This is a genomic window from Embleya sp. NPDC008237, from assembly GCF_042956465.1.
Taxonomy (GTDB): Bacteria; Actinomycetota; Actinomycetes; order Streptomycetales; family Streptomycetaceae; genus Embleya.
This window is the reverse complement of the sequence record NZ_JBIBGL010000030.1, coordinates 12,256-25,712: the sequence shown is the minus strand read 5'-3', so window position 1 is coordinate 25,712 and position 13,457 is coordinate 12,256. Positions and strand designations below refer to the sequence as shown.

Genomic DNA, 13,457 nt, shown 5'->3' with positions numbered 1-13,457 from the left:
GGGCCACGAGGCACGTGCCGGCGTTGCTCCCGGCTCCGTCGCCGGAGCCGGTCGCCGTTCAGGCGCCGGGGGCCGGGGGCGTCGCCTCGGCCGGTAGGCCGCGGGCCGTGACGAGTCGGGCGCTGCCGTCGGCAAGCCGGTAGGACAGGCCCAGCACGGCCGTTCGTCCCTCGGCGACCTGGTCGGCGAGCACCCGGGAGCGGTCCAGCAGGAGGTCGACACTGTGCCGTATGTGCTCGGCGAGGATGTCGTCGTCCTCGGTGAGCCCGGCCGCGCGGGCGGCCAGGAGGCTGGGCGTGACGCGTTCAATGACGTCGCGCACGTAACCGGTGGCCGCGACGCCGTCGGTCAGTGCGGCACGGGCGGCCGCGATGGCGCCGCACGAGTCGTGGCCCAGGACCACGACCAGCGGGCAGTCCAACACGCTCACGCCGTACTCGATGCTGCCGAGCACCTCCGGCCCCGCCACATGGCCCGCGGTGCGGACGACGAACAGGTCGCCCAGCCCCCGGTCGAAGATGATCTCGGCGGCCAGGCGTGAGTCGGAGCAGCCGAAGAGCACGGCGAAGGGACGCTGGCCGGGCGCGGTCTGCGCGCGGCGCGCGGCGTTCTGGTTCGGGTGTTGTGGGGTGCCGGCGACGAAGCGTCGGTTGCCGGCCATCAGCAGTTCGGCGGCTTCGGACGGAGTCGGTGGCGAGATGTCGGGCATGACCGCAGATTAGCCAAGCCTCGTTCCCCACGGCATCGGGGCCCGCCGAAGGACGGGCGACGGCGGCAGGATTCGTCCGGCGCCCGGTCGGGCATCGGGACCGGGCCCCGACGAGCGAACCTGTCGCGGGGCGGGCTGCGCCGATGGGTGCGCTCGGTCGGCGCGGGATCGCATCACCCGTCCTCCCGCAGGTCGGGTACCACCTCGCGCAGGCGCAGGACGTCGATCGCCCCCGCGCGCTTCAGCACGGGAGTCGCGGCGGTCAGGTCCACGATCGAGGAGGCGACGGCGGCTTCGGTGGGCCCCGCGTCCAGGTAGACGGCGATCGAGTCGCGGAGCATGTCTTGGGCGGCGGCACAGTCCTGCGGGGACGGCCGGCCCGTCAGGTTGGCGCTGGAGACCGCCATCGGGCCGGTTCGGGCCAGCAGGTCGAGGGCCACCGGATGGGCCGGCATCCGGACCGCCACCGTGCCGTGCGTCTCCCCCAGGTCCCAGTCCAGCGACGGCCTGTGCCGCAGGATCAGGGTCAGCCCGCCCGGCCAGAACGTTTCCACCAGTGCCCGGCCCGGCGGGGGAAAGTCGGTGACCAGGTCCCGCAGGGCGTCCGCGGATGCGACCAGCACCGGCGAGGGCATGGCCCGCCCCCGGCCCTTGGCCTCCAGCAGACTGCTCACCGCCTTTCGGTCGAACGCATCGGCCCCGACGCCGTACACGGTGTCCGTCGGCAGCACCACCAGTTCACCCCGGCGCACCGCCGCGGCGGCCTCGTCGAGCCCGACGGAACGCCCGGACGCCGTGGAGCAGTCATAACGACGGGACATCGCCGTCCTCCATTCCACCGGGCCTTCGGCCCGCACCTGCTTGCTCACTCCGGCAGGCTACCGGCCCGCGCCGAGCGTTCCCGCCGTACGGTTCGCCCGCTCGCGCACGAACCCGCGGGAGGTCCGGTCACGGCCGCGCGGGCGTGGGCGCCGCGCGTGTCGCCGGCGCGGGGCTCGGCTCCACCGCGGCGAAAACCCGGCAGGTCGGGGGCGGGCCCGCCCCGGGAGTCGTCCCGGCACGGCCGCTGCTCAGTCGGTGGCCACGGCCTCCACGACGGACAGCACCGTGGGAGTGTCGAGGATGCGGTTCAGCCGCAGGCCGGCCTCGGCGAACAGGGCCGCGAAATCCGCGGCGGTGCGCTCCCGGCCGGCCAGGGAGGCCATCATCATCAGGTCCAGTGCCTTGGCCTGGTGCCGGGCGTCGCCGGGCGGGACGACGGCGTCGACGACCAGGATCCGGCCGCCGGGGGCCAGCGCGCGGCGGCAGTTGCGCAGCAGGGTCACGCAGTGCTCGTCGTCCCAGTCGTGGGTGATCCGCTTCATCGTGTAGACGTCGCCGCCGTCGGGCACGGCGGCGAAGAAGTCACCCTCGGCAAGCCGCCAACGCCCCGCGAGGTCCGGGGAGTCCAGGCGATGGCCGGCCAGCACGTGCGCCCGGTCGTAGAGCACGCCGTGCAGTGCGGGCCGGCCGCGCAGGACGGCCCGGAGCAGGCCGCCGTGGCCGCCGCCGACGTCGACCACCACGCCGTGCTCGGGGAAGTCGTACGCGTCGGCGATGGGCTGGTCCTCCGGGTCGGACATGGCCGCCATGCCGTCGTGGAAGACGGCGGCCGTGGCGGCGTCTCGGGCGAAGTGATCGAAGAACGGCATTCCGAAGATCGCGTCGAAGGCCGACCCGCCCTCGCGCAGGCAGCGGTCCATCTCGCCGGCCGGCAGCCACATGGTGCGGTCGGTGATCATCAGGACGGCGGACCGCACGGACAGCGGGGCGTCGCTGCGCAGCGCGCCGCCGGCGGCGGTGAGCCGGAAGGCCCCGGTGCCGTCCTCGGCGAACAGGCCGCGGGTGGCCAACAGGCGCAGGACCCGGTGGAGGTAGGCCGGGTCGGTGCCGGTGGGGCCGGCCAACTCGGCCGGGGTGCGCGGGCCGTCGGCCAGGTGGTCGGCCACCCCGACGACGGCGGCCGCTCGAAGCGCGGCCGGGTACAGATACGCCAGCGCCTCGTCGATCAGATACGCCGCCGAGGCGCGGCCGTCCGGATCGGCGGCGTCGGCCGGTCGGTTGCCGTCGGCCGGTCGGGGCTGGACATCACTCACCGGATGACCTCCTCGTCGTGGGGGCGGCCCTGCTGTCGCCTCATCGTGGCAGCCGGCGCGCGACGCGGATACGCGTTCCTCGCTTTCCGTCGGGAGGTCGAGCACGAACGTCCGAAACCCACCCGCACACTCAGGACAGGTGCGCGATCTCCACCGTCAACGGACCCGCGGCCTCGGTGAGACCGGCCTCGGTCGCGCATTGTGGCTTGGGCAGTGGCGACAGGGTTCGGGTGGTGACCGTCGTGGCGCCGGCGAAGCGTCCGGAGAGGATCCTCCCCTTGAAGACCGCCGCCCGCCCCCCGCCGACCGGGCTTTCGACGCCGCCGGACTCCTCGAGGGTGCTGCTGCCGCCGTCGTCCCAGGTGATGGTCGTCTTCCGGGTGCGGGTGCCTCCGTCGCAGGTCATCACCCCCGACATCGTGGAGGTCAGGCGACCCGAAGCGGGCAGCGAGTCGCCGAAGGGCAGACAGGAGGTCAGCTCGCCGGTGCCTGCACCGGCGACCTGACGCGGCGTCGCGTTCAACCCCGGCGTGAAGGTTTCGCTCTGGAACCCGGTGCAGACCTGCACCACGGGCACCGGCAGCGCGTGCGCGGCGGGTCCGGCCGAACTCGCCGTACCCGCCGCGACGAGCACCAGCCCGGCGGCGAGGCCGGCCGGTCCCGTACCGAGGAGTCGGGTGGGGTTCATGGGTCGACCTCGCAGACGGATGTGGCCGTCGGGCGGCGGCGAAGGAGCCGTAGGGGCGCTCGCCGCACCCGCCGCGGCGGCGGGAACGAGAATGACAGGCACTGCGATCGCACAACGACGCAGGTCCGGGAGGCGTTGCGGGTGTTCCCTCGAAAGGGCGAGACACCTTCCCGACGGCCGACCCCGGGCGGCTCCCAGCCTCTTGACCCAGTCAATGAGTTCGTGCCACTCTGCGACCGAGGGAATCCCTTCAGTGGCATTTTGTTGGCGTATGCCCGGGTTCACCCATGCGGCGAGACATGCCGCGGCACCGCGCACTCGCCGGGTCGGTTCCGAGCGTCCCCACCGGTCTGCGCTCACCGAACCGGCCCGCATGTTCGGCCCGATGGGCCCGATGGGCCCGAGCGCATGTGCCGCTTCGCCGACGATCACCTCACTCGGGGCGTCGTCTCGTGAGCCACGCAGCCGGCGGACGGTTGCCGCCGGTCGCCTCACCGACTTGGAGAGCGTCCGGATGAACGCCCGCAACCCGCACGCAGGACTGCCGATCACCGATGACGACGCGGCGATCGCCGCGGCGCTGGAGGACGTCAGCGTCCCGGCGCTGATGTTGTCGCTGGTCCACTTGACCGGCGACCCGTCGTACATCCGGGGCGCGATCAAGCCGCGCATGCTGGTACTCAACGAGATCCAGGGCTTCATGCCCGAGGAGGAGCAGGCCGAGGTGCGCAGGCTCGCGCTGGAGGCCATCCGCGCGTACCGGGACGCGGGCTGCGTGTTGCCCGAGCAGCCCGGCCCCGAGCTGCTGCACGAGATGATGAGCTGGGTGGCCTGCGACGAGGTCCCGCGAGAGTACCTGCCGATGCTCCTGGAGGACATGGAGCTCGACGGCGTGGACGCCCGCCGCGCGAGCGAGTCGGGGGATCCGGCCGCCCGTGCGGGGTTCCCGGTCGTGGTCATCGGCTGCGGTCAATCCGGTCTGCTGGCCGGGATCCGGCTCGAGGAGGCCGGCATACCGTTCACGATCGTCGAGAAGAACGCCGGCGTGGGGGGCACGTGGTACGAGAACACCTACCCGGGCTGCCGCGTCGACGTGGGCAACCACTTCTACTGCTACAGCTTCGAACCCAGCGACCACTGGAGCGAGTTCTTCGCCCGCCAACCCGAACTCCAGGCCTACTTCGAGTCCGTGATGAACCGTCGCGGCATCGCCGAGCACGTGCGCTGGGGCACCGAGGTCGTCTCCGCGGTGTGGGACGAGGGCTCCGCGACGTGGCAGGTGACCGTCGAGACCGACGGTGCCCGCTCGGTGCTGACCGCCCGAGCGGTGATCTCGGCGGTCGGCCTGCTCAATCGACCCAAGCTGCCCGACATCGAGGGCATGGACGACTTCGCCGGTCCGTCCTTCCACTCCGCGCGATGGGACCACGGCGTCGATTACCTGGGCCGCAGGGTCGTGCAGATCGGAGCCGGGGCCAGCGGCTTCCAGATCGCCCCCACGATCGCACCGGACGTCGCGCACCTGACCGTCTTTCAGCGCACCGCGCAGTGGATGTTCCCCAACCCGAACTACCACGAGAAGGTCGGCCCCGGCGTGCGGTGGGCGCTGCGGCATCTGCCGTTCTACGGCCGCTGGTACCGCTTCATGATCTTCTGGCCGGGCAGCGACGGCGCCCTGGCCGGGGCCCGCATCGATCCCGAGTGGCCCCACCAGGACCGCGCGATCAGCGAGCGCAACGACCTCACCCGCCGGTGGTTCACCGACTGGATCACCGCCCAGGTCGGCGACGACCCCGAACTGCTCGCCAAGGTTCTCCCGGACTACCCCGCGACCGGCAAGCGCACCCTGCAGGACAACGGGAGTTGGCTGCGCACCCTCAAGCGCGACAACGTGGACCTGGTCCGGGAGGGCGTCGCACGCATCGAGAAGGACGCGGTGATCAGCACGTCCGGAGAGCGGTACGAGGCGGACGTCATCGTGTACGCGACGGGCTTCCACGCCAACAGGTTCCTGTGGCCGATGCACATCGTCGGACGCGGCGGCGCGGTGCTCGGCGAGCAGTGGGGCGACACGCCCACCGCGTACCTGGGCATCACCGTCCCGAACTTCCCGAACTTCTTCTGCCTGTACGGGCCGGGCACCGGGCTCGCGCACGGCGGCAGCCTGATCTTCCAGTCCGAGTGCCAGATGCGGTATGTCTCGGCGTGTCTGGACACGCTGATCTCCGGGGGGCACCGCTCCATGGAGCCCACCCGCGAGGCGCACGACGAGTACACCGCGCGGCACCAGGCGGAGATCAAGCAGATGGTGTGGTCCTCCCCGGCCGTCGAGCACTCGTGGTTCAAGAACCGCAACGGCGACATCTACACCGCGAGCCCGTGGCGTTTGGTCGACTACCGGGACTGGACCAAGAGCCCGGATCCGGACTCCTACACGATCGACTGACGATGGTGGGCCTGGTCGTCACGGGGCGGTCCGGGAATTCCGCGCGGCGGTGCGGATCTCGTCCCGGGCGTCGGGCAGTCGGGCCGGCGCGCCGGCGGGCTCGACGTCCAGGCCGGCGCGGCGCCGCTGACACAGGCGTTCGAGCGCCTGCACTCCCGGTTCCGCGCCGCGGAGCAGGGAGGGTCCGGAGCCGACGAAGCGCGAGCAGACGCCCACATGGGCGTGGTGCACTTCGGTCAGGACCTCGACAAGGCGTCGGTGGGCAGGCCGCAGAGTGGCGGACTTCGTCGGTGCGGCCAGACCCCACTCGCGCAGGCACCGCACCAGGACCCGGTGATCGGCCGACCACAGGCCGGAGAACCCCGTTCGGCGGACATGCGGTGGAGCCATCGAGGGCCGGACGATGTCGTGGTAGTCGTCGACGCCGAAGGACGCGGTGATCCGCAGGGCGGACGCACAGGCGCGCAGGAAGTGCGCGGCGCTGTCCAGCCCGTGCGCCGTCTCGGCGGGCGAGGGGGCGTGCAGGGCGTGTCGCAGGGCGATGACGGTGGCCTGGGTGAGGGCGAAGAACAGTCGGTGTCCCTGGATCCAGCGTTCGCGCACCGTGGCCTGCGTCGCGCGTTCGGAAGAGTCCGTTCGAGGAGCCAAACCCGCCGCGTGCGCGGCGAGTTCGAGGTCGGGCTCGGTCGGGGTTCCGTCCGGGTTCCGGGAGAAGGCCCGCACCGTGCCGAGGATGTCGTCCAGGGCGTCGATCAGCAGGGGCTCGGGGGCACAGGCGCACCGCGCGACTACGAAGTATTCGTCGAACGCGGCTTCGCGGGGGTCGCGTTCGGGGACGCGACGGTGGCCGGGGGGCGTGTGGTGACGATCGGGTCGGTGCGCCGCCGCACGCAGGCCTGCCAAGTCGTGGGGCAGGCGGTGGGGAGGAGCGAGCCACAGCACGGATTCGCTTGTCATATGGGCCGTTTCGATAGGTTTGTGCGGTACGTTACCCGGCATGTCACGAATTCCCATGGATGATTCGTTTCGCGGCGCGATCGGCGTGGTCGCGGAGATCCTCGAAAACTATTGGGAGGACCTGCGCGAGGAACGCCTGCCGGTGACGCCGGACCTGCGGCCGGGGGAGGTGCGCGCGATGCTGCCGGATTCGGTGCCCGTGCACGGCGAGCCGATCCGGGACGTGCTGGCCGATGTGCGGCGTGTGGTGATGCCCGGGCTCGTGCACTGGCAACACCCGTCGTTCCTGGGCTACTACCCCACCCAGACCAGCCCCGCGTCGGTGGTCGGCGAGCTCCTGGCGTCCGGTCTGGCGGTCCAGCACATGATGTGGTCCACGGGTCCGGCCGCCACCGAACTCGAAGAGGCGGTCCTGGACCATCTCGCCCGCGCGCTGGGCCTGCCGGAGCGGTTCCTCAGCGGTGGGGACGGCGGCGGGGTCCTGCAGGACTCCGCGTCCTCGGCGGTCCTGGTGGCCGTGGTCGCCGCCCTGTACCGGGCCTCGGGCGGGCGGTGGCGCGAGCACGGCACCGAGGGGCGGTATCGCCTGTACTGCACCGACCAGGCCAACTCCTGCGTCCCGAAGGCCGCACGTATCGCGGGCCTGGGGGAACCGGCCCTGATCCCCACCACGACGGGCACCTGCGAGATGGACCCGCACGCCCTGCGCGAGCGACTGACGGCCGACCGCGCCGCCGGCGTCGTTCCCGCGATCGTGGTCGCCTCCGTCGGCACCACGGGCACCTGCGCCGTCGACCCGGTCGCCGCCGTGGCCGCGGTGTGCCGGGAATTCGGGGCGTGGCTGCACGTGGACGCCGCCTACGCCGGATCGGCCGCCATCTGCCCGGAGAACCGCTGGATCAACGACGGCGTCGAACACGCCGACTCCTACGCCGTGAACTGCCACAAGTGGTTGCTGACCGGACCGCCCTGCGACGCCATGTGGGTGGCCGATCGACGCAGCCTCACCGCGGCCATGGACATCCGCCCGGACTTCCTGCGCAATCGGGCCAGCGACTCGGGCCACGTCACCGACTTCCGGGACTGGCAGGTGCCGCTCATGCACCCCTTCCGGGCCCTGAAACTGTGGTTCGTCCTGCGCACCCACGGCATCGAGGGCCTGCGCGCGCACATCCGCGAACAGCTCTCCCTCGCCGCTTTGTTCGCCGACCTGGTCCGCGACAGCCCCGGCTTCGAACTCGTCTCGCACACACTCGGACTGGTGTGCTTCCGCCTCGAAGGCGACAACGCGCGCACCGAACGCCTGCGCACGGACCTGGACGCCACCCGGCGAATCCTGGTCACTCCCACCACCGTCGACGGCCGCTACGTCCTGCGCGCGGCCCTGGGCTCACGCCTGGCCTCGCAGACCTCGGTACGCGACGCCTGGGCCTTGGTGCGCGAGGTCGCCGCCGCGATCCCCGACGAACGCCTCGGCTCGCCCGAAGCGCCGACTTCGATGACGACGACCTCGGTGGGCACCCGATGACCACGAACGCGTCGGCCCGCCGCCGCCACCGGAAGGCCGCGCCGCCCGCCCGGGGCACCGCACGAGCGGTCGCGCTCCCGGAGGACGACACGGACCGTGGGCGTGACCGGAGCGGGATCCGGCCGTACCGGAACGTGGTCGATGCGGAGTCCGAAGGCCTCACGCGCACCGGGCACACACACCCACGGACCCACACCATCGGCACACGGACGACATCCCACGGAGAACATCGTGTCCGGACCTGACAAGGGGGCTGCGGCAGGCGAACGCTGGTTCGACTACGCGGCGGCACACCCTCATTCCAGCATGGAGATCGGCGGGGTGGCCGTGGTCGCCGGCCCCACGCCCTCGACCCTCGAACTGCACGCGCTGATCGACCTGGCCCGCGCCGCCCATCCGCCGCTGGGCGACCGGGCCCGCCCGCCCGGCGCGAACGCGCGCGGCCCGGCCGAGCCCGCCGACCACTTCGACGAGGTGGTGCTGCCCACCGACGGCGGCGACGTCGCGCTGCACGCGGCGATCGAGCGCGTGTGCGCCCGACCGCTCACGGACGTCACCTGGGGCGTGACCCTGCTCCACGGCCACCGCGACGACGAGTTCGCCCTGCTCCTCCGCGCTCACCACGGCCTCCTGGACGGCATGTCCCTGATCGGGATCATGCTCGCCGCGCTGGGGGAAGCCGGCCTCCCCCGCCGCCGCACACGTTCCGGGTCGTCGCCCGCCTGGACGCCCGGCCGAGTGCGGGCCCTGCTGGGCGCGGCCGCCGACCTCGCGCTGCCGGCGCGCTCGATCACCCTCGGCCCCGCACGGGTCCAGGCACCGACCGGCCCACCGCGTCGGCGCTGGGCCCACACCCCGTTGCCTCGACTGAAAGCCATCGCGCGCGCGGGCCGCACCAGCCTCAACGACGTCTACCTGGCCGCCCTGGCCGGCGCCCTGCGGCCCTGGCTGCCCGACGACGCCGGCGGCACCGTACGGGCGATGGTGCCCCTCGACGCCCGGCGCCGCGACACGAGCGACGCGGTGGGCAACTTCCACCGCGGCGTCCCCGTCGTCCTGCCCTGCCTGCTTCCCACCGCCGTCGAGCGACTGGCCGCCACTCACCTGGCCACCGCGAACATCCGAACCGGCCGCCTGGACCCGGACGCGGACGCCCTGTTCGAGACCCTGCCCACCCGCTGGCACGGTCGGGTCCTGGCCCGGGCCCTGCACCCGCGACGCACCACCCTGGTGGCCACCCATGTCCCCGGCCCCGCGCGGCCCCTCGAACTCCACGGCCACCACATCCACACCCTGTTGCCGCTGATGTTCCTGCCCGCGGGCCACCACCTGTCCGTCTGCCTGGCCGAATACGCCGGAACCGCGCACCTGGCCGTGATCGCCGACCCGAGCCTGCCCGACGTCGACGAACTCCCCGTCCGCTGGCTCGCCGAGCTCGACGCGCTCGAAGCCGCCCTCACCCCCCGCCGCCCCGACGCCGCTCCCGCGATCACGCCCGAAGCGACCGCCGACCCGAAGCCGGCCCGCGCGATGCGCACCACGACGCCGTGACGCCGCCCCGGTCCGGCCGAGGGTGTTGTCGTCGTGGTCGAGGCGACGCCCGCATTGTCCGATTCCCGGTGTCACTCGGGCGAGGACGGCGTCGACGTCGGTGGTGACGACGCGGCGCCACCGGGCACCGAGGATGCGTTCGAAGCGCCGGCGGCCGCGCAGTTCGCCGGTGTGGCGGACGGCGTCGAGGTGTTCGGGGATGCGGTTCGCGTAGCGGTGCGTGACGCGGCACCCGGCGGGAGTCCGGGCGGACGTCGAAGCGGTGGTCCCACCAGGGCGCCCCGTCGCCCGCACCCGGTGCGAAACAACGAGGGTGGGAACTCGGGACGGGCGGCCGGGCGTTGGGATCGTGAACCGGATCGTGTCCACATCGGCGTGGAAACGGCGCGGACCGAGGAGGGTGCGATGATCCGGCGACACGTCGCCGTGCGTCGTCCCCTCGGCGGCTCCGCCCACAGGCGCGGCCGCGGCTCACCGGCCCCCGCTCGCCGGGGCATCCGGCGCGGTGGGTGGCTCGGGGTGTTGCTCGCGATCGCCCTCGCGCTGCTCGGCGTGGTGGCTTCCCCCGCGTCCGCGCGCGCGGACGTCGTACCCGATCCCGACCGCGCCTCGATCTCCGCGCACACCGCCGCCGACCCGGGGCACGTGCGCGACGTCGCCGACGAGGCGACCCGCGACGCGCGACGCGGCCCGCCGGGACCGTCGGCCGTTCGCGAGACCCCCGACGAGCGGCACCACCTCCACCACTCCCTCGACGCGGCGCTCGCGGGGCGGGACTCGGCGCTCCCGCCACCCGCGGGACATCGAGCCTTCGCGCTCGCCGTCGGCGTCGATCCCTCGCTCCGTCGTTTCGCGCTTCCGCCGGGTCGCGCGCCACCGTCTCCCCGGGCTCCAGAGCGTCCCTGAGTCCGATCGCCGCGCGCCGGCCGCCGGCCGCGGTGCATCCGTGGAGACCATCCTTGTCACGTACCTCCAAGGTGCGGGCGTTGTTCGCCCTCGCCGTCCTCGTCATGTCCACCTACATCGCCGCGACCGTGCCGCCGCGCCTCGGCCTCGACCTGCGCGGCGGCACCCAGATCGTCCTGGAGACCCGGGACTCCCCCACCGCGAAAGCAGACCGCGACGCCACCGATCGAGCCCTGGAGGTGCTGCGGCGTCGAGTCGACGCGCTCGGCGTCTCCGAACCCTCCCTGGTCCGCTCGGGAGACCGACGGATCATCGTCGAACTACCCGGCGTGCAGGAGCCGCGCCGGGCCGCCGAGGTACTCGGCCGTACCGCACAGCTCACCTTCCATCCCGTTCTCGACGTCGCCGACCCGGGCGGTGCCGCCACCCCACCCGACACCGAGGGACGACAGGTACTGCCGGACGAGTCCGGCCGGATGCTGAGGCTGGACGCCACCCGGATGACCGGAGCCGACGTCGACAAGGCCGAGGCGCTGCTGGATCCGGCCGGCGGCGGCTGGCACGTCACGCTCGACCTGCGCGGGCGGGGCGAACGGGCCTGGGCCGAACTCACCGGGAAGGCCGCGTGCGCGCCGGCGGGAACACCCGAGCGACGCGTGGCGATCGCCCTGGACGGCAAGGTCGTCTCCTCGCCCCAGGTCGACTCGTCGGTACGCTGCGACACCGGCATCCTCGGCGGGTCCACCCGCATCACCGGCGACTTCGACAAGCGCGAGGCCCGCGAGTTGGCGCTGCTGATCAACGGCGGCGCACTGCCGGTACCGGTCGAGACGGTCGAACACCGCACCGTGGGACCCACACTGGGCAAAGCGGCCATCGAAGCCGGCACCTGGGCCGCGATCGTCGGCGCGGCGGCGACCGCGCTGTTCATCGCGTGTGTGTACCGGCTGCTCGGCGTGCTCGCCGCCGTGGCCCTGGCCGGCTACACGGTGATCGCGTACGCCGCCCTGGTCGGGGTGGGCGCCACCCTCACCCTGCCCGGACTCGCCGGATTCGTGCTGGCCGTCGGCATGGCGGTCGACGCCAACGTGCTGGTGTTCGAACGAGCCCGCGAGGAGTACCTCGCGCGGACCGCACCGGCCCTGCGTCCGTCGCTGACCCGAGGCTTTCGCAACGCGTTCGGTGCCGTCGCCGACTCCAACGTCACCACCCTGATCGCCGCCGGCCTGCTGTTCTTCCTGGCCACCGGCCCGGTACGCGGCTTCGGGGTGACACTGGGCATCGGCGTGCTCGCGTCGATGATCAGCGCGCTGGTGGTCACCCGGGTCCTGGCCGAGTTCGCCGTGAGCCGTGCGGTGGTGCGGCGCCGGCTCCGGATCAGCGGCATCGCGCACCCGGGCCCGGTACGCGAGTGGCTGGCCCGACGCGATCCGAACCTGATGCGGCATCGCCGGCGCATGCTCGCCGTCTCCGGCGTGCTCGCGCTGGGCCTGGCGGTGTCCGGTGTGGCGGTACGCGGCCTCGACTTCGGCGTGGAGTTCACCGGAGGACGGCTCGTGGAGTACTCGACCACCCGGTCGGTCGATCCGGACCGGGCCCGGTCGGCACTCGGCGACGCCGGATTCCCCAAGGCCGTCGTGCAGACTTCGGGCGATCGCGAGCTCACCGTACGCACGGAAAAGCCGACCGAGGCCGAGGAGGCGCGGATCACCGCGACGATCGCCGAACTCGGCGGCGGAGCGGAGAAGGTGCGCGACGAGTTCATCGGACCGAGCCTGGGGGAGGAACTGCGCTTCAAGGCCATGGTCGCCCTCGGGGTCGCGCTCGCCGCCCAGATGGCGTACCTCGCGGTGCGGTTTCGATGGACCTTCGGGGTGGCCGCCGTCGTTTCGATGGCGCACGACGTGCTGATCCTGGTGGGCGCCTTCGCCTGGTTGGGGCGCACGGTGGACGCGGTGTTCCTGGCCGCGCTGCTCACCGTGATCGGCTACTCGGTCAACGACTCCGTCGTCGTCTTCGACCGGATCCGCGAACTGCGCCGGGCGCCGGGGCCCGCGCGGGGCAAGCGCTCGCTTGCCCGGATCACCGACACGGCGGTGTTCCAGACCCTGCCGCGTACCGTCAACACCGGCTCCGGCGCGTTGTTCGTCCTGATCGCGCTGGCGGTGTCGGGCGGGGACGCACTGGCCGACTTCGCCCTGGCGTTGCTGATCGGCGTCGTGGCCGGCACCGCCTCCACGGTGAGCGTCGCCGCCCCGCTGGCGGTCGCGCTGGAATCACGCGCGACACCCGCGCCACCACGCGCGGCCCCGGCCCGAAACCCGGCCGACCGCACCGGCCACCGCGCCCGCCGACCCGGACACGCGCCCCGCGACAACGGCGCACGCGTCTGACCCCAACCACCCACCGCTCCAACCCCGGGCCCGAACATTCCGGCGTCCGCGCCGGACTCGTTCGCACCGGTGTGGACGGCGGGACGCCGGCCGGCCGCACCGTCGGGGGCAAGGCCCCCGTACGGGGCGGTTATTGTCGGCGGC

10 protein-coding genes are annotated in these 13,457 nt (G+C 73.0%); 5 read left to right on the top strand and 5 right to left on the bottom strand.

Annotated elements, in window-relative coordinates; genetic code table 11:
* Positions 1 to 58: 58 nt before the first annotated feature.
* The 4 genes from ACFZBU_RS44705 to ACFZBU_RS44690 all read right to left on the bottom strand — a co-directional run bounded on the left by ACFZBU_RS44705 (position 59) and on the right by ACFZBU_RS44690 (position 3,532).
* The gene (locus tag ACFZBU_RS44705) at positions 59 to 709 is read right to left on the bottom strand and encodes a carbonic anhydrase (protein WP_391589566.1); all 651 of its coding nucleotides are present in this window, start codon (positions 707 to 709) and stop codon (positions 59 to 61) included.
* 173 nt (positions 710 to 882) lie between these two features.
* On the bottom strand, positions 883 to 1,530 hold the full coding sequence (locus ACFZBU_RS44700; protein WP_391589619.1) for an L-threonylcarbamoyladenylate synthase: 648 nt from the start codon (positions 1,528 to 1,530) through the stop codon (positions 883 to 885).
* A gap of 249 nt (positions 1,531 to 1,779) precedes the next feature.
* Positions 1,780 to 2,844: a methyltransferase gene (locus ACFZBU_RS44695; protein ID WP_391589565.1), complete on the bottom strand. Its 1,065-nt coding sequence runs from the start codon at positions 2,842 to 2,844 to the stop codon at positions 1,780 to 1,782.
* A gap of 130 nt (positions 2,845 to 2,974) precedes the next feature.
* Positions 2,975 to 3,532 carry a hypothetical protein gene (locus ACFZBU_RS44690; protein ID WP_391589564.1) on the bottom strand — a complete coding sequence of 186 codons (558 nt, stop codon included), beginning with the start codon at positions 3,530 to 3,532 and terminating at the stop codon, positions 2,975 to 2,977.
* 514 nt (positions 3,533 to 4,046) lie between these two features.
* Between ACFZBU_RS44690 and ACFZBU_RS44685 the strand changes: the two genes are divergently transcribed.
* Positions 4,047 to 5,978: a flavin-containing monooxygenase gene (locus ACFZBU_RS44685; protein WP_391589563.1), complete on the top strand. Its 1,932-nt coding sequence runs from the start codon at positions 4,047 to 4,049 to the stop codon at positions 5,976 to 5,978.
* 18 nt (positions 5,979 to 5,996) lie between these two features.
* Here ACFZBU_RS44685 and ACFZBU_RS44680 read toward each other — a convergent pair whose 3' ends face one another.
* Positions 5,997 to 6,935 (bottom strand): hypothetical protein, encoded by a 939-nt coding sequence (locus tag ACFZBU_RS44680; protein WP_391589562.1) that lies wholly within the window; start codon positions 6,933 to 6,935, stop codon positions 5,997 to 5,999.
* Between the two features lie 40 nt (positions 6,936 to 6,975).
* On the opposite strand from ACFZBU_RS44680, the gene ACFZBU_RS44675 reads away from it, so the two are divergent.
* The 4 genes from ACFZBU_RS44675 (at position 6,976) to secD (ending at position 13,313) form a co-directional block, all read left to right on the top strand.
* The gene (locus ACFZBU_RS44675; protein ID WP_391589561.1) at positions 6,976 to 8,463 is read left to right on the top strand and encodes a pyridoxal-dependent decarboxylase; all 1,488 of its coding nucleotides are present in this window, start codon (positions 6,976 to 6,978) and stop codon (positions 8,461 to 8,463) included.
* A 231-nt stretch (positions 8,464 to 8,694) separates the two neighbouring features.
* Positions 8,695 to 10,014: a WS/DGAT domain-containing protein gene (locus ACFZBU_RS44670; RefSeq protein WP_391589560.1), complete on the top strand. Its 1,320-nt coding sequence runs from the start codon at positions 8,695 to 8,697 to the stop codon at positions 10,012 to 10,014.
* 405 nt (positions 10,015 to 10,419) lie between these two features.
* A complete protein-coding gene (locus tag ACFZBU_RS44665; protein WP_391589559.1) occupies positions 10,420 to 10,920 on the top strand; it encodes a hypothetical protein in 501 nt (166 codons plus the stop codon).
* A gap of 53 nt (positions 10,921 to 10,973) precedes the next feature.
* Complete coding sequence (secD, locus tag ACFZBU_RS44660; protein WP_391589558.1) at positions 10,974 to 13,313, top strand: protein translocase subunit SecD; 2,340 nt, start codon at positions 10,974 to 10,976, stop codon at positions 13,311 to 13,313.
* Positions 13,314 to 13,457 lie beyond the last annotated feature (144 nt).